The 16,606-nt window shown below is 54.5% G+C and carries 13 protein-coding genes; 7 read left to right on the forward strand and 6 right to left on the reverse strand.

The genetic code is table 11. The features are described from left to right. Positions 1-48: 48 nt before the first annotated feature. A complete protein-coding gene (locus Q8902_08320) occupies positions 49-630 on the forward strand; it encodes a TMEM175 family protein (protein MDP4199560.1) in 582 nt (193 codons plus the stop codon). Here the strand turns inward: Q8902_08320 and Q8902_08325 are convergent. Together Q8902_08325 and atpD are read right to left on the reverse strand one after the other, a co-directional pair. Further along, complete coding sequence (locus Q8902_08325) at positions 627-2,156, reverse strand: tetratricopeptide repeat protein (GenBank protein ID MDP4199561.1); 1,530 nt, start codon at positions 2,154-2,156, stop codon at positions 627-629. The two genes, Q8902_08320 and Q8902_08325, sit on opposite strands and share 4 nt — an antisense overlap. A gap of 141 nt (positions 2,157-2,297) precedes the next feature. Beyond that, entirely contained in the window at positions 2,298-3,704 is a 1,407-nt protein-coding gene (gene atpD, locus Q8902_08330; protein ID MDP4199562.1) for a F0F1 ATP synthase subunit beta, read from the reverse strand. Between the two features lie 296 nt (positions 3,705-4,000). Between atpD and Q8902_08335 the strand changes: the two genes are divergently transcribed. After that, positions 4,001-4,483, forward strand: coding sequence for a hypothetical protein (locus Q8902_08335; protein MDP4199563.1), 483 nt, complete (start codon positions 4,001-4,003; stop codon positions 4,481-4,483). Positions 4,484-4,561: 78 nt separating this feature from the next. On the opposite strand, the gene Q8902_08340 is transcribed toward Q8902_08335, so the two are convergent. The 4 genes from Q8902_08340 to Q8902_08355 all read right to left on the reverse strand — a co-directional run bounded on the left by Q8902_08340 (position 4,562) and on the right by Q8902_08355 (position 9,364). Further along, a complete protein-coding gene (locus Q8902_08340) occupies positions 4,562-6,316 on the reverse strand; it encodes a TIR domain-containing protein (protein MDP4199564.1) in 1,755 nt (584 codons plus the stop codon). Between the two features lie 114 nt (positions 6,317-6,430). After that, positions 6,431-7,681: a hypothetical protein gene (locus Q8902_08345; GenBank protein MDP4199565.1), complete on the reverse strand. Its 1,251-nt coding sequence runs from the start codon at positions 7,679-7,681 to the stop codon at positions 6,431-6,433. Beyond that, on the reverse strand, positions 7,627-8,895 hold the full coding sequence (locus Q8902_08350; protein MDP4199566.1) for a hypothetical protein: 1,269 nt from the start codon (positions 8,893-8,895) through the stop codon (positions 7,627-7,629). The genes Q8902_08345 and Q8902_08350 overlap by 55 nt, the downstream gene beginning before the upstream one ends. A gap of 4 nt (positions 8,896-8,899) precedes the next feature. Then, a complete protein-coding gene (locus tag Q8902_08355) occupies positions 8,900-9,364 on the reverse strand; it encodes a Rieske (2Fe-2S) protein (protein MDP4199567.1) in 465 nt (154 codons plus the stop codon). A 204-nt stretch (positions 9,365-9,568) separates the two neighbouring features. On the opposite strand from Q8902_08355, the gene Q8902_08360 reads away from it, so the two are divergent. The 5 genes from Q8902_08360 to Q8902_08380 all read left to right on the forward strand — a co-directional run. Further along, a complete protein-coding gene (locus tag Q8902_08360; GenBank protein MDP4199568.1) occupies positions 9,569-9,820 on the forward strand; it encodes a hypothetical protein in 252 nt (83 codons plus the stop codon). A 263-nt stretch (positions 9,821-10,083) separates the two neighbouring features. Continuing rightward, positions 10,084-11,601, forward strand: coding sequence for a replicative DNA helicase (gene dnaB / locus Q8902_08365; GenBank protein MDP4199569.1), 1,518 nt, complete (start codon positions 10,084-10,086; stop codon positions 11,599-11,601). Between the two features lie 131 nt (positions 11,602-11,732). Continuing rightward, the gene (gene gmk, locus Q8902_08370; GenBank protein MDP4199570.1) at positions 11,733-12,308 is read left to right on the forward strand and encodes a guanylate kinase; all 576 of its coding nucleotides are present in this window, start codon (positions 11,733-11,735) and stop codon (positions 12,306-12,308) included. A gap of 76 nt (positions 12,309-12,384) precedes the next feature. Continuing rightward, positions 12,385-12,723 carry a DNA-directed RNA polymerase subunit omega gene (locus Q8902_08375; protein ID MDP4199571.1) on the forward strand — a complete coding sequence of 113 codons (339 nt, stop codon included), beginning with the start codon at positions 12,385-12,387 and terminating at the stop codon, positions 12,721-12,723. 735 nt (positions 12,724-13,458) lie between these two features. Next, positions 13,459-16,606: hypothetical protein (locus Q8902_08380; GenBank protein MDP4199572.1), on the forward strand; the 3,148-nt coding region annotated here is incomplete at its 3' end.

Here is a 16,606-nt window from a genome sequence, read left to right on the forward strand (position 1 = left end):
TAAGACCCATTCAGCGCTCCACAATCGCCATTCCTTGCATAGATACCGATGAATAAAACTCGCCTGGAAGCCTTTAGTGACGGAGTATTCGCAATCATCGTCACCATCATGGTGCTTGAACTTAAAATTCCGCACGGCACGGACTGGAGCGCGGTCAAGCCGCTTGTGCCCACTCTTGGGAGCTATCTTCTGAGCTTTCTATTCGTCGGAAGCTGGTGGATTAACCATCATCACTTGCTCCATGCCGTCGAGCAGGTGAATAGTACAATCATGCTGGCGAACTTGCATTTCCTCTTCTGGCTCTCCTTGATACCGACTACGACGGGATGGATGGGAGAGAACGGCTTCGATTCCGTTACGGTCGCGGTGTATGGCGGACTGCTCATTTGTGGTGGCCTCTCTTTTCTCATGCTTGCGAAGATCATCTCTGCCGACTACCCAACCGACCACAAGTTCACGCAGGTGTTTCAGCGTATGAGCATTAAGGGGACATGGTCAATGGTACTCTACGTAGTCTCGATTCCGCTCGCCTTCGTTCATCCGGCAATATCCTGCGGGTTGTTCGCGGTGGTGCTCACGATGTGGTTCATTCCCGATAAGAAAGTTGAGAAGATCTTGATCGAGGGTTAGTCTCTCAGCTCATCTGCGCTGAGTGGAATTCGTTCGCCCTTCAGCTCCGCGATTCGCTGTCTGAATTCGAACTCCGGAGTCCTCGAATAGAGTAAAACGTACCGAGAGAGAGCCTCCGACTCGTGTCCCGCCACCTCAAACTTCCAGAGTCTATAATGAAGCTCGGCACGCTGCTCTTCGTCAACTGTATCTCCGAGCATGCCTTCCATCTTGGCTATTACAGATTCCACCTTGCCCTCTGTGGCATCCATACGCGCCAGAAGTAGCTGGCCAGTGAATAGTACATCTGACATTCCAAGGTCTACGGCACTAGCGAGTCCTTCCATTGCGCTACTCCGTGCCTCTGCTAGCAACTCTTCTTTACCTTTTTCCAACTGGCGTGGAAAGGAATCTGGTCTATTTTCAATGGCTTGTTCCAACAGTACTCTTGCAATGCATAGTAGCCAGATTGTCATCCCGTATCGTGACCTAATTTGTGAATGACCCTCGAGAGCCAAGCGATAGCTCCGTAGCGCGTCATCGTAACGACCTTGAGACTCGTAAACGGCGCCAATCTCACCGAATCCCGCCGCAATCCCGCGCCGCGCCCCAAGCGATTCCTCGAGAGCAAGATAACGGTGATGATAATCCAACGCCTCCTCAAAATGCCCCTCTTTATGGAGAACGGTTCCCATGTTGCCGAGCGCAACTGCGCTCGATTGTGCATCGCCCAGTGCGTCGGCGATCGATAAACTCCGACGCAGGTTGACCTTGGCATTTGAATAGTGTCCCTCAACGACCTCAATCATTCCAATATTGCCGAGCGTCACTGCCATTCCTCTCATGTCTCCCATCGCCTCGGCAAGCGATAGGCGGCGCCCATAGCACTCCAACGCCAGACTATAATGGCCCTGCTCGCCATGCACGCTTCCAATGTTTGCAATTGCGATCGATGCGCCGTGCTTGTCGCCGATTGATTCCGCAAGTGCAAGTCGCTTTTCATAATACGACATTGCTTCCGGATAGCGGCTTTGACTCCAATGGATGAGGCCGATACTCCCGACACTATTCATTACGCGATGCGGCTCGCCAAGCGCTTCAGCGATTTTGAGCGAGGCAGCAAAATGAGACATTGCCAAGTCGTAATCGCCACGCCGCCGCATGATTTCGCCGATGCCACAATGCGCTTGATATTGATACCTCGGAGCATGCGCGTTCTCCGACCAAGCGAGCAGTTCTTCAGCAAGTTGTAGTGCAACATCATAGCTTCCACGAATCTCGAAGAAGGCGTGCAGGTACTTCAGAGCATCGGGTAATAAGCTGGAGCGTTGTCCTCTAACTAGGTCGAGTGCATCAGAGTAGTATCGCGCTGGCTCGTAACCGCTTGTCGAGAGCGGAGCCCATAGCGCGAGCAAATCGAACTTGCTTTCACTGTCATAGAGTGCCACAAAGAGCGGAATTTGTGCTAGTGCGTTTGCCAGGCGCTCCTGCTCGTTGGCACGAGCGAGTTGATACGTCAACTCACGGGCGAGTCGAAGTGGGATCATGAGTTAGCCTCGCGGGAAGTAGGCTGGAGTTCATTAGGTTGTGTCATCCGGGGAGGAATGAGTTTGAACAAAAATACGCAAAAACAGAAGAGCCGCTTTGTTTCCCAAGCGGCTCTTGTCCTATTCTAAGCTTTCCGTGCTTTACGAAGCCAGCGTCTTCGCCTTCTCGACTGCTTCCTCGATCGTGCCGACCATATAGAAGGCATTCTCGGGCAGGTGATCGTATTCGCCGGCGAGCACCGCCTTGAAGCTACGGACAGTATCTTCGAGCTTCACATAACGGCCCTGCAATCCCGTAAACTGCTCAGCCACGAACATTGGCTGCGAAAGGAATCTCTGGACGCGGCGGGCACGATTGACGATGACTTTATCCTCGTCGGAGAGTTCGTCCATGCCGAGGATATTGATGATGTCCTGCAGATCTTTGTATTGCTGCAAGATTTTTTGCACGCCGCGAGCAACGGAGTAATGCTCTTCGCCAACGACTTCGACCGAAAGAATGCGGCTTGTCGAGTCCAACGGATCGACAGCGGGATAAATACCAAGCTCGGAGATTTGTCGCGAGAGGACCGTCGTAGCATCCAAGTGAGCAAAGGCTGTGGCCGGTGCGGGATCTGTAAGATCGTCAGCCGGAACATAGATCGCCTGCACGGATGTGATCGAGCCCTTCTTGGTCGAAGTAATCCGCTCCTGGAACTGGCCCATTTCACTGGCAAGCGTCGGCTGATAACCGACCGCGCTCGGCATACGCCCAAGCAGCGCCGATACTTCAGAACCAGCTTGTGTAAATCGGAAAATATTGTCGATAAAGAGAAGCACGTCCTTGCCTTCGACATCGCGGAAATACTCAGCGAATGTCAAAGCGGTAAGTCCAACGCGCTGGCGTGCTCCGGGCGGTTCATTCATCTGACCGAACACGAGGACGGTTTTGTCCAGCACGCCGCCTTCGGACATTTCGATATAAAGGTCATTACCTTCGCGGGTGCGTTCGCCAACGCCGCCGAACACCGAGTAACCGCCGTGGTGGGTCGCAATATTGTGGATCAACTCCAGAATCACAACAGTCTTGCCAACACCAGCTCCGCCGAACAGACCTGTCTTGCCACCCTTTGAATACGGTTCGAGAAGATCGATAACCTTGATGCCGGTCTCGAGAATTTCAGAGCTGGTCGTAAGCTGCTCGAAATCAGGTGGATCACGGTGGATCGACCACGAAAACTCGCTCTTGATTTGTTCGCCACCATCGATCGTCTTTCCGACGACATTGATCAAACGACCGAGCGAATTCGGACCGACAGGCACCGAGATCGGGGCGCCGGTATCCGTAACCTTCGTGCCGCGGACGAGGCCATCGGTTGTATCCATCGCAACGGCACGGACGCGGTCTTCACCAAGGTGCTGCTGCACTTCGCAAATCAGCTCTTCATCCAGACCATCGGCCGATTTCCGCGCGATACTGAGCGCGTTCAAAATGGCGGGGAGTTTCCCACCCGAAAAATCCACATCGATGACCGGCCCAATGACTTGTACGATTTCGCCCTGATTCATGCTCTAACTATTAGTGTACTGGGGCAAATGTTTGCCCAGTGCCTCGTGATTATTGTTGCCGACCCATGTCCGGCGAATAGAGTTCGCCTCTGCACGATATCTCCTCTGGTTCGGTCGCGCCCGCAAACGCTTGGAGGCGCATTCCCGTTCGAAAAATTGTAAGTTGCTCCGCTACGAGCAGGGCTCTCTCCACGATTGAGAAATTCCGGAAATCGAACCGTAACAGTCGGCCTCAGGGGTCGTAAGAAGCATCACTCACCGTCCGGACCGTCAATTCTCACCAAACGGAGTCCGTTATGAATTTTGCACATCTGCATCTCATTCTGAATCATCTTCCCGTTTTTACTACCCTTTTTGGCCTTATTCTCGTCATTGCATCTGGCATCGGCGATCGTCCCGCGGTCCTTCGGATTGGTCTATTCACCCTCATTGCCGGCGCTCTCGTGGCCATTCCAGCCTATTTGACGGGAGAACCCGCAGAGGGCGTGATCGAACATGTTAGCGGCATTGCCGCGGGCTCGATCGATGCCCACGAAGAAATTGCCGGAATTGCTCTGGCCGTTTCGGTGCTGCTTGGCATCGTTGCAACCGTGATGGCATTTCGAATGCGTGCCCAGATTGTTCCTTCGCGCTCATTCATCGTGGCTTTGCTGGCACTTACGACTGTCAGCACGAGCCTCTTCGGAGTCACTGCCTATTTCGGCGGCCAGATTCATCATACGGAAATTGCCTCCGGAAGCTCCAGGCCGGTCAATCCTTCGCAGGCGGACGAGGATTAGCTAAGGCGAGCGTGCGAGGGATTAGCTAAGCCTTCTCAGGCGAATACTCGCACGGGCCCGGCCTACGCTGTCAACCGTTCACGCTTCGGCTATTCTCCGCATCAACTCCTGGTATTCCGGCATTTTAAATAGCTCGTCATCTTCATCTGGCTGAATCTCACTGAAATCCCGGAACCCGAGATCGACTGCCCGAGTGAAATATTTTATGGCCAGCGTGTAGTCGTGGAGCATGACGGCGAGGATTCCGACATTGAAGATTTGTCGCGGATCGCGGACGTCGTCAAGCCGTTCAAGATAGTCATGCGCATCGCCGAGCCGGCCGGCGTCCATGAGCATATTCGCATAGCGGACACGTCCGTTTTCATCGTCGGGATTCAGTCGTAGGAACTTGGCATACAGCGGCAGCGCTCGGTCGGCCCAGAACCTTCGCTTCTCTTGATCGCCGGCCTTCTCACAGGCAAGAATGACATTCCAGTAAGTGGGCAGAAGGTCGGGCTTCAGTTCGAGTGCCCGTTCGAGCGGTTCGATGGCTTCCGCCGGGCGCCCAATCCGCAAGAGTAAGGTGCCCAAATGGAAGTGGCTGTCCTGGCTCTCCGGTGCGCGCGCGACATACTCCCTGGCAGCCGCGATAGCTTCTTCGATTCGTCCTCGTTCGCGGAGGAGAACAATGCGAGGGCCAAACGCGGCGAACGACATGGGATTGATCTGGAATGCCCGGTCAATCAGCGATTCCGCCTGATTGAGATGATGTTCGTCGCGCTCGTAATGAATGTAGAGCTCGATTAATGCTGCGGCGTGCCCAACGTACGCCTCAACATAGTTCGGATCGAGCCTCGTCGCCTCTGTAAAGAGTGACGCCGCGATGTGTGTGCCCGCAAGCGTGATACGACGGATGTGTTGGGTCCCACGCAGATAGAACTCGTATGCTTCCGAGTTGTTCGTGCCGCGCTTTCGGATTTCTGAGTGTTCTTGATCCGTCAATTTGAGCACAAAACCCTCGACGACTTTTTTTGCGACTTCTTCCTGCACATCGAATATGTCCCGCATGGTCCCGCGGTGCGCATACTGCCAGATGTGATCGCCGGTCTCGATGTCCAGCAGTTCGACGCTGATCTTGATCTGATCGGTGGCAACCGCATCGGCACGCACTGCCTCGGCGGGCATCGCGGTCTTTCTCACGGAGCCCTCGAGAAAATATCGTACGCCCAATTCTCGAGCAAGCAATACTGTTTTTAGTTTTGTGTGCTTGAAGGACATTGTTGTTTGGCGGTCGATCACGCGGAGCGATTTCACGTTGCTCAATCCGGAAATCAATTCGCCGGTCAAGCCATCGGCAAACCAACCGTTATCCTGCATCGGGGAGAGATCCTCGAATGGCAGGACCATCAAGCTCTTTCGCAAGTCCGATCGCTCCGCAGGAGTTGTGGCAATGTCCCGTTCTGATTCCGGTCTGGTATGCTGAGTTCGCTCAAGAGAGCGGATGATGCCTTCGAAATCCGAAATCTGGGCCCGCTGAATGCCCGCGAGGGCATACTTGAATTCGCTGGTAAGACTGACCGCCTCAAGTTCGACAGGAAGGATTCTACGCTCGCATTCACTGGCGATGGATAGTTCGCGCACGACATTCCGCGATGCAAGCGACGCAGGTGATAAGAGAAGAAGAAAGGCTCGGCATGTCTCAATTGCTTCGACGATCTGCTTGGACCACTGCGTGGCTACTTCGATGCCATGCTGATCGATCCACACGTCGAAACCACGTGCGCGAAGCCGGTCCGCTAATTCGACCGCGTGACCCGAGTCCTTTCGCGAGTAGGAAATAAATATGTCAGGCACAGGTGTTCAAAAGCAGTAAAATCGGCGACGATTAACCTCGTATGAACAAAATCAACTGTTTCAAGAATGCCAAAGTTCATTCAGAGCAGACTCTCTCAGATAGTCAAGACTGCCTCAATAGAACACATGCACCTGCCCGGTCCACTGGCCGGTGTACGTGGCATTTTGCGCGTATGGATTTTTGTGAAGAATCCTGTACTCGGGCCGAATTTCGATCATCGGCAACGGGAAGAACTCGAGTCCGAACAGAAATCCTTGCGCCCATGCGAGCGAGACACTCGGATACATTTCGGTTTGTCCCCAATCGTATCGCCATTCAGCCGCAAGCCATGGCGCGAGTTCGTAGCTGCCGATCACACTGAAATTTCGAATGATCCGATTGTCCGCATTCTCGGCATAGAGTGCTTCGAGATAGAGAGTAGACTTATCCGCGAGTCCGAATCCCGCAAATCCGTTGACCATTAGTAGTGAGCCATTGGATAAGATGGACCCGCCTATTTCCCCGTTGATGCCTTCATCCAGAAGTTGCGGCCAGAACATGACGCGTGCGGAAACACTCGGAAGCGAGAAATCGAGATTGGACTTGACCGTTCCGATCGAGGGATCGATAAGTGAAAGATTGTACGAATTGTACAGACCAGCGTTCACGGTCATCCAGCGGATGCCTTCGAAAGTCAGTTCGGCGCCGAGTTCGTTATAGTAGGGTGGGATGAGCGCGATGCCGTTCATCGCCGCTTCATCATGCGCGAAGAGTGTATGGTCATCTTGCCGGATGCCGAGGCTCGGCTCGATCATGCCGACCCGAATGCTTGGCAGCGTCACAGCCGGTTGGTATTGAATCGCGGCATCGTAATCGGTCTCGCCCGGATAGAGCGAGCCATTACGCGCCCGCTCGATGATACTCGCAATATTCCAGTTCGTGTAGGCGGTCAGTTGATGACTCGCCTGAATGCCAAGCGACACGGACGTCTGCATGGGAATCAGCATCGATTCCCCGGTGCGCGAAAGCCGCACTTGCTGCAACCGGCCATCGAAACCCGGGATTAGTGTACCGCCAAATAACGTATTCGTCGGACTCGATACAACAGCAGAAGTATCCTCCGAAGGGCCATGCCATTTAAAGAGTCCGGTCTCATTCATCATCTCCCATCCGAGCTGCGTTCGGACGCCACTGCCCTGCGGATTGAAGTGGCAGACGGAGCATCGCGTGCCTGTCAACAGCGAGAACCGCGGGATCGCGCGAGCGAGTGGCGAGGTAAGATGTGAGAACAGCAGCACCGCTGCCAGGATGGCAGCGGTGCGAGTGAATGTCAGTTGTTGGGTGCGCCGTGGTTTACCCACGCGCGGATCTTTGCGATCGTACATGCGTCGAGTGGCGAGCCGGTTTGCGGCATGATGAAGTAAGGAGGAGTGCCGGTGATTCCACCGACGAGTTGGCCGTTATTCGCAACAGTTTGGACTCCCGAATAGGTTGAGAGAGAGATGCCGCCAGATGGATTGGATCCGGAGTGACATCCGAGGCACGCGTTCTGAATGATTGGGTTTACGAAACCAGAAAAACTAACGGCCGTCGTATCACAGTTCGATGTGTCTGCCGGGCACGTGGAGTTGAGTGCACCATCATTGATCCATCGAGCGATCAGATTGATCTGGGCACTGGTCAGCGGCGTGCGTGGATACGGTGGCATCGCATCCTCACCACTGCCTGTGATCGAACGATACAATCGTGATGAACCGGCATTCCCTGCCCGTACGTATGACATAATACCCGCATAGGTCGTCAGGTCGCGGGCCTCGCCGCCACCACCACTATGGCATCCGCTCATCGTGCAATTGCTGTTGATGATCGGCTGGATATCTCGCGTGAAGCACGGCATCGTGTCGGGCAACGAAATGGTAATTGAGGATTGCGCCCACGCGGACGTGTCAGCAAGCGAAGTCGCTCGGACGATCGCCGTCAACTTCTGCGAAATAGAACCTGGTGCAGTGTAGAGTCCGGTCGAGGTCAGAACCCCCGGGCCACTGACGAGAAGCCAGGTTACTCCGGTATTGGTCGTACCAGTGACTGTTGCAATAAACTGCTGGGTCTGCCCAGCCTGCAATGTGACAGACAGTGGCGAGAGTGAAATCATGACATGATGCGACGTGTCGATCGGCTGTTTCGAGATCGTAATAACCGCGTCGGCATACTGTGAAGTGTCTTCGGTCGAGCGAGCGCGCACGGTAACCAGGACCGGGCTCATCGCGATCGCTGCAGGTGCGGCAAATACAGTTGTATTCCCGTTGGATGACAGGGCGCCCACACCACCTGCGAGAATCGACCACTGCACAGTACTATCGTGCTTCCAGCCGCTCACGTAAGCCGTGAGTGTAACCACACTATTGGGCATGATCGTCGCGGTTTTCGGCGATACAGCAACCTGAAGTCCAGTGACCGGACCACTGCTTCCATTAGCAGGAGCAATGATTCTATAGTCGCAGCCGGCGGCTTTGAACGCAACAATGGCGACGAACAAGAAAAATGCCGCATGACCGTAACGGTGCAGCCAAGGCCTGATTGTGGTTGGGATGAAAGTCATGGCTTTAGACTAACTTAATACGCAATTGGCTGTTCGGCGCATCGTAAACTCCATCGTATCGCAGCAACGAACTCGACGCCGGACCTTGAAGCACCGAACCATCGAGCCCAAAGTGGGACAAATGACATGCGCAAAGGATATACCCATTCGTGAGTGTCGAATTTACCTGGCAGGCCTGATGGGTACACTTACTGGAAAATGCGCGATAATCACCAGCCCCAACAAACGTCACGAGCACCGGCATTCCATCTGAACCCATCATCGATGGTACTACCTTCATTGGATTGGCGCTCGAAAGGTCCGAGACATCAACGGGCACGCGGCCGTCCGGGCCGGGAGGCGGTGGTGGATTCTGGGTCGCGATAATCGGAATGGACGTCGGTGCACAGCTATTCAAAAGGACAGGCAGCACCAATGCCCCCGCTGAAAGGGCCGTTCCTGACCGTACAATGAAGTCGCGTCTTGTCATCTATACGCCTAATATGGAGGATCTTCGAAAAGAAACAACTTGCCGATGAAAAACAGCGCAACAAGAAGCGGATCTTCATGCTGCCTATGTATCAAAACACCGAATGATCTCAATTTTCACACGCTAAAGCATGCTCATGAATCGAATTCAACGAAACTGGGCAGACCGCTGTTGCCCAACGTGTGCCCCAAATGAGTTGAAGTCATGGATGCAGCCGATATTTTTGAGCTAATTATGATGTGGGCGATGCTCATCGTGGCCGTCCTTTTTTTGATCTATATCATCTATCGGTCATTCCGTACGTGGGCCGAGCAGAAGAAGACCGGCGAACACACGGCCCTCGGTCCAATATACGGAGCATGGCAGGGACACAGTCTCGGCACGACCACAATGGAGCCGGGTGAATTGAGCGAGATCGAGCGCCGGCTCCGCGAGGCTTCAAAACACGACGAATAAAATGTTCTCGAAACAAGCTGCAAAAAACACACGGGCGTTCATGAGGCTTCTTGAGTCTTTCTATTCGCGAATCGTTAACAAGTTAGTATCCACGCCCTGTGTGTTGGAATCTTAACTGAGTCATGCGGGATTGAGTGACTCGTCGCGGTAATCCCCTAAGGAGATCCTTCGAAAACGCAAATCTCCGCTAACGCTTCGATTTGCTTCGCTCAGGATGACAGAGGTGGACCCCATTCGTCATTCGTCATTCGTAATTTGAATCCGTGAGCCTCGAGCCAATTCCGCAGAAAATGAGTCCGGGATTCCGGACCAGCCGAAATTATTTAAAGTCGTTCAGCGAGCTATTCGAAAAACTCGCTCCGGGCGGGCTCGTCCCGCCGCAGGCTGTCGCATTCGAGCAATCACTGCTCGGCGCGATGATGATCGACAAGGCCTCGGCGAACAAGTCCCTGGAAATCATGGGGGACCGTGGATATGACGACTCGCCATTCTATCGCGAAGCCCACACCATGATCTATCGCGCCATGGTCACGCTCGATAACCGCGCTGAGCCGATCGACTTACTTACTGTTACGAACCAGTTGCGTTTGGATGGCCGTCTCGATGAAGTTGGAGGGCCCTCGTATCTCGTCGAGCTCACAACGCAGGTAGTTACGACGGTCAATATCGAAAGCCACGCTCGGGTGGTCATCGAAAAGCACGTCGCGCGCGAACTCATCCGGATTTGCGAGGAGATCAAGCTCCGTGCGTTCGAAGGCGAATTCGATACGTTCGACTTGCTCGATGAAGCCGAGAGCTTTTTGTTTAAGCTCTCGGAAACACGGCACAAGCGCAGCTTCAAGCAAATGAAGACGCTTGCATTCGACACGATGAAGATGTTGGACCGGATCAAAGGTCAGCACAATGGCCTGACCGGCGTTACAACGGGCCTCACTGATCTCGATAACCTGACAAGCGGCTGGCAGAAGTCCGATCTCATCGTACTCGCCGCACGGCCCTCGCAGGGCAAAACGGCGCTCGCGTTGAATTTCGCTCGTGCTACCGCAATGCACTCGAATCCAATTTTCAAAACTCCGGTCGCGATTTTCTCTCTTGAAATGGGCGCCATGCAGCTTGTGCTTCGCTTGCTGTGTGCCGAAGCGAAGGTCGATATGCAGCGCGCGCGAACCGGCCGCATGGATGATGCCGAATGGAGAAATATGTCGATGGCGATTGGCCGTCTCTCCGATGCGCCAATTTTTATTGATGATACTCCGGCCATCACGCCGCTTGAAGTCCGCGCAAAATGCCGACGATTGAAAGCGCAGCACAATATCGGACTTGTCATCATTGACTATTTGCAGCTCATGAGTGGGGGACATAACATGGAGTCCCGTGAGCGCGAAATCTCCATGATCTCCCGTTCGATGAAGGCGCTTGCGAAGGAACTCGATATTCCCGTGATGACACTCTCCCAGCTTAATCGCGGCGTCGAATCGCGCAACGACAAGCGCCCCATGCTGAGCGACTTGCGCGAATCCGGCGCCATCGAGCAGGACGCAGATATCGTTATGTTCATTTATCGCGCAGAGACTTATGGCCTGGAAAAGACCATGGTTCGCGGGGAAGCCGTCGACTCGCAAGGTATCGCGGAAATCATCGTCGGTAAGCAGCGTAATGGCCCGATCGGCGAAGTGGCCGCGACGTTCCAAAAGCACTACGGTCGATTCGAGAACTACACGAACTGGCCTTCGTTTGAAGCGCTGCCGGAATCCTCGATTGGCGGCGAGGCGGCATTCTGATCCTACCGATCCGCCTTGCCCGCGAACAATAAGCCCGTGATACCCCGATTTTGTGAGATTTTTGAGATCAATCAGTTTGTTGTTATCCCACCGGAGTTCAATCTCAAGCATCTTCTTAATCTCATATCATCATGGTTCAGAAAAAGGCGCCGTCCCTCATCGTTCTCTCAGCTCCATCCGGCGCAGGAAAGACTACGATCGCCCACGCGATCCTCGCGCGACATCCGCAGGATTTAATCTTTAGTGTCTCAGCGACGACACGCGCAATGCGCGAAGGAGAGCGCGACGGCATTGACTACTATTATGTCACTCGGGAGAAGTTCGAAGATTTGATCCGCACGGGCTCCCTCATCGAGCATGAAGAGATTTTTGGCAATTACTATGGCACCCCGGTCGCGGAGATCGATCGCGCTCGGCAGATGGGCAAGCGGCTCGTTTTTGATATTGATGTGAAAGGCGGACTTTCGATTCGCGACAAATTCCCGGATGACAGCATGCTGATTTTTATTGCGCCGCCAGACATGCATATCCTGGAACACCGGCTGCGAGAGCGCAAAACCGAGCCGGAGGAAACCATCCGGCACCGGCTCGAACGCGCGAATATGGAGATGGATTGGGCCTTGGATTATGACCACATTGTGGTCAATGATAACTTGGAAGAGGCTATCGCGGATGTCGAAAAGATCATCTTCGAGCCAAATCCCTAGCCCGAGAAACCCGACCGGCACTTTCAGCGTTTGATGCCCGCCTTAAGAACTCGGTCGAACACGAAAAGACTATCCAATGGCTATCAAGCAAGAAAAACAGATCGACAAGCAGCACGTAAGCATTACGCCGGTGGATTTGCGGGAAATGGCAATCAAGGGCAAGTCGCTCTACCAGGCGATTGCAGTCACGGCGCGGCGCGCACGCCAGATCAACGATGAGATCAAGACCGAATATCAGGCGCGCATCTCGACACTTGTGCCGGTCGAACTCGATGAGGACGAGGAGTTCGAGGCCCCGAACTTCGATCAACTCAAAATCTCACTCGAAATTGATAAACTGGGCAAGCCCACTTTGGAAGCGCTTGAGGAGTTTCAGAACGACAAACTCGATTTCCGATTCCGGGATCAGGAGTAAAATCGGTCCCCGGTAATATTTACCTCTTTCGCCACTCCCATCAAAGGGGAGTGGCATTTGTGTCTCTGGGACAAAAAAATCGCATGGAATGGAAAACCACATGAATTTCGCATAATTCGCGATAACGAAGATGCTTTTCTTAGGCGAATAGTTCAGAAAGTCCTTTATTATCAAAGGCTTCATACGTCCCCGACTCAGAACTTCCCATTCAATGAATGATCCGCGTGTTGGAGCGTCCCATAATACCAAAAGATAAATTTTCTGTGATTCCTTGCGTAGCCCTCGAAGAATATGTTATATTTGAGGGACGGAATTCCGAGATGGGGTTCCGGAAGTCCGGTTTTGTGCTCGGTGCCCACACACCTGGCATGCATTCAGGATGCCGATCGTAACGGTAATCTGATTCGGGCGGGACGAGCGATCGTCCGTTTTGCTGGTTCGTTAATAAGCCTTCTTCAACACAAAAGGATTTGACTGCAACTTCGCTGTGCTCGGCTCTGAGGCCCTTATATGATCGACCATTCATGGCCGTTTCAACGCTCTGGTCACCGCAGCAGCATCTTTTCTCGATGATTCGGATACCCGTTGATTTCTCATTCCGGCATAGCCAGGATCCATCTCGGCGGTTCGTGTGCATACCCGCATCGAGCACTGTTGCATCAACTTCCTTCGCATAAACAAGTTTAAATCATCCGGTACTCTAACGAGACCTTGAACTCATAGACAGCAACTCGTATGAAACGATTTTTAGCATTGCTCGCAACCGGCGCTTTCGTCGGACTCGGACTCACCACGAGCGCTTTCGCTCAAACCCGCTCCATCGGAGCCGGCGCCCTTGTGCTCGACGATTATCTGGGGCACACGATCACCGTTCAAACACCTCAATTTGGAAGTCAAGCCTGGCTTAACTGGCAGGCGAATGGATTCCCCAGCTATACCTGGACGGCACCAATCCCTCCTGCGGCTGGCGCGCAAGGTGGGTTTATTTTCTCCGGACCTCTGACGCCAACGGCGCCAGTCTATCCGACGGCACATCTTTACCCATACTGGTTGTATCCGAATCAGACGGGCTTCAATAACAGCGGCGGCTCCGGTGGCGCATGGGATTACGCGACATCATCACAGCTCGGATTGCTGGACAATGCGCTGACGGACGCCCACATCTTTGTTGGCAATGCCAGTAACATCGCCACGGACGTCGCAATGTCCGGGGATGCTACAATCGACAATACCGGTGCGCTGACGCTCGCGAATACGACCGTAACGGCAGGCCCATACGGCGATGCAACTCATTATCCGACATTCACTGTCGATGCCAAGGGTCGTTTGACCGCCGCCGGTGTTGTGCCGACTTCTGGTGCTCTGACGACGAACCATATTTTCGTTGGTAATGCCACCAATGTCGCGACCGACGTTACATTAGGCGGAGACGCAACGATCGTCTTCAACGGCGTTGGACCGACCGGTGTAATGACGCTCGCTAATACAGCCGGTGCCCGTTCGGATATTGGCCTCGGCACAGCAGACAGCCCGACGTTTACCGGACTGACTCTGAGTGGGCTTACCGCCAATGCACCAGTTCGTACGGGTGCAGCAGGCGTGCTCACGACTGGCGCGACCAGCCTCACCTCTGAGGTAAGTGGGATTCTGCCGGTGGCAAATGGCGGTACAAATTCTGGTGCTGCTCTGGCAAACGGCAAGATAATGGTCTCCAGTGGAGGCGCAATCATTGAGGCCGCGAATGTGACCAGCAATGGCACGAACGTTTCGACGACAGGCAACATCACGACAACCGGCACAGGCAATATCAGTGCGACCGGGACAGGCCAGGTAACCTCAATCGGTAATCCTACGAATAACGTTGCTACCACTGCGCCTGCATTCGTTGCTGGAGACGGAGCCGGACATCAGGGACAAATCAGATTAGTTGCTGGAACGTCCGCCAACAGTGTGACGATCAAGATTGGGAATATGGCTGCGAATGAGTTTGTGGCTATTCCGGACGCTGGACAGGATGCCCAGTTTACCTTGTTCAAGCCTGTAGCGGCGAGCGGGAATCAGGCCTTCTTCGGTCCCGCAGGTCTTTGGACCTTGGGAAATAAGAATACGTTCAATCTTCCAGATGTTAACGGCGCGACGGTCGCTGCGGGCACACTCACGGCGCATGGACTGCTCGTCGGTAACGGTACCGGTGCGGTTAATATGACGGCCGTCGGCGCAACGCATACACTGTTGCATGGCAATACCGGCGCCGACCCGACATACGGCGCGGTCGACCTCAATGCCGCAACGAGCGATGTGACAGGCGTTCTCCCGGTGGCCAATGGCGGCACTGGCGATGCGTCTTTGACGACAAATGGCGTAGTCTTCGGCAATGGCACAAGCGCCGCGGGTGTCACGGCAGCGGGATCGCAGTACAATGTGCTCGCGGTCAACTCGCTGGGTGTTCCGACATTCACGCAAGTCGCACTCAATCAGAGCGCAGCCGTCACCGGCGTGCTCCCGATCGCTAACGGCGGTACGAATTCCAGCACGGCTTTGACTGCTTCCGCTGTCATGGTCTCGAACGGCACGCAGATCGTGCAAGGCCCGCTCGGAACAACAACGACGGTCCTGCATGGCAATGCTGCCGGTGCACCGACCTACGGCGCGGTCGATCTGACAGCCGACGTGACGAACACACTCCCCGAAGCCAACGGTGGTACGGGCGTGACGAGCTTCACACCAGGAAGCGTTGTCTTCGCCGGCGCGACTACGCTGACCCAAGACAATGCTAATCTCTTCTACGACGCGACGAACCATCGTCTCGGCGTTGGAATGAATGCCCCGACCACTGCACTGGAAGTCGGCGGCGACATCACCGGCGATGGAGACATCTACTCCAACGGTATCAACGGCTTTATTGCAACCACCGGAGGCTTGTCTGCAGTCACCGACATCACGACCAGCACCGGAAATGTCGTAGCACAGGCAGGTAATGTTCTTGCCCAGGGTGGTACGCTTCAGGCGGGTCACGTGGCTCCGAATGTGGCGGGTACTGTGACGATCGCCGATGCCAACGGTAACTACACACAGGTCCAGACCGTCGCCAACATGGGCGGTGCGAAGAGCTACACGATCCCAGCAGTCACGACCGGCGCAAACTTCGTGATGACCGAAGGTGCGCAGACGATCAATGGTGACAAGAGCTTTAACGGCTCGACCACGCTCGGTGCCGTGGCGGGCGGCTCGACCACAACGGTCAATGCTACCAGCGCCAATCTCAATATTGTCGGATTGACCAACGATCCTATTCCGACACAGACCGTTACACTCGACGCGTCGAATCACGCGCATGTAACGACCCTGTCCGGGACAGCCAATGAAGGCGTCGTCTTCACAAACGTTGGAGGCACCAATGCCTACCGGCTCGGCGGCACAACGACTACCGAGAATCCTTTCCAGAGCAACCGCGATGTCAATCTCGATACGCACACGCTGACCTTTACAGGTAATGCGGGCGGAACGACCGTCGCCACTCTGAACGGTACGACCGGCCTGACCACCCTCAACGCATTGACGGTCACCAACACCGCGACGTTTAGCGGTGCGATCAACACGCAGCTTGCCTCCGGTGTCGTGCACTCGACCGGTGCCAGCACAAATCTTACCAGTGGCCCGGTTAATCTCGCCTCGAACGGCGCGGGTGGCGATGTCACTGGCGTCCTTGCTGTCGCCAATGGCGGCACGGGCGATGCGACATTGACCAGCAACGCGGTACTCTATGGCAACGGAACAAGCGCCGTGCTCAATAGCGGCGCGAGTGCCGGAGCCGGTGCGTTCCTCCAGACGACCGCCAGCGGCGGCGCTCCGACATGGAAGAATGTACTCGCGATTGCGAACG

The organism is Bacteroidota bacterium (genome assembly GCA_030706745.1).
Classification (GTDB): domain Bacteria; phylum Bacteroidota; class Ignavibacteria; order Palsa-1295; family Palsa-1295; genus PALSA-1295.

Coding starts and splice junctions, on each gene's coding strand:
- Q8902_08375 (MDP4199571.1), top strand. CDS start 12,385: ATGGCTATCAAGCAAGAAAAACAGATCGACAAGCAGCACGTAAGCATT.
- atpD (MDP4199562.1), bottom strand. CDS start 3,704: ATGAATCAGGGCGAAATCGTACAAGTCATTGGGCCGGTCATCGATGTG.
- Q8902_08320 (MDP4199560.1), top strand. CDS start 49: ATGAATAAAACTCGCCTGGAAGCCTTTAGTGACGGAGTATTCGCAATC.
- Q8902_08325 (MDP4199561.1), bottom strand. CDS start 2,156: ATGATCCCACTTCGACTCGCCCGTGAGTTGACGTATCAACTCGCTCGT.
- Q8902_08345 (MDP4199565.1), bottom strand. CDS start 7,681: ATGTACGATCGCAAAGATCCGCGCGTGGGTAAACCACGGCGCACCCAA.
- gmk (MDP4199570.1), top strand. CDS start 11,733: ATGGTTCAGAAAAAGGCGCCGTCCCTCATCGTTCTCTCAGCTCCATCC.
- Q8902_08360 (MDP4199568.1), top strand. CDS start 9,569: ATGGATGCAGCCGATATTTTTGAGCTAATTATGATGTGGGCGATGCTC.
- Q8902_08355 (MDP4199567.1), bottom strand. CDS start 9,364: ATGACAAGACGCGACTTCATTGTACGGTCAGGAACGGCCCTTTCAGCG.
- Q8902_08350 (MDP4199566.1), bottom strand. CDS start 8,895: ATGACTTTCATCCCAACCACAATCAGGCCTTGGCTGCACCGTTACGGT.
- Q8902_08335 (MDP4199563.1), top strand. CDS start 4,001: ATGAATTTTGCACATCTGCATCTCATTCTGAATCATCTTCCCGTTTTT.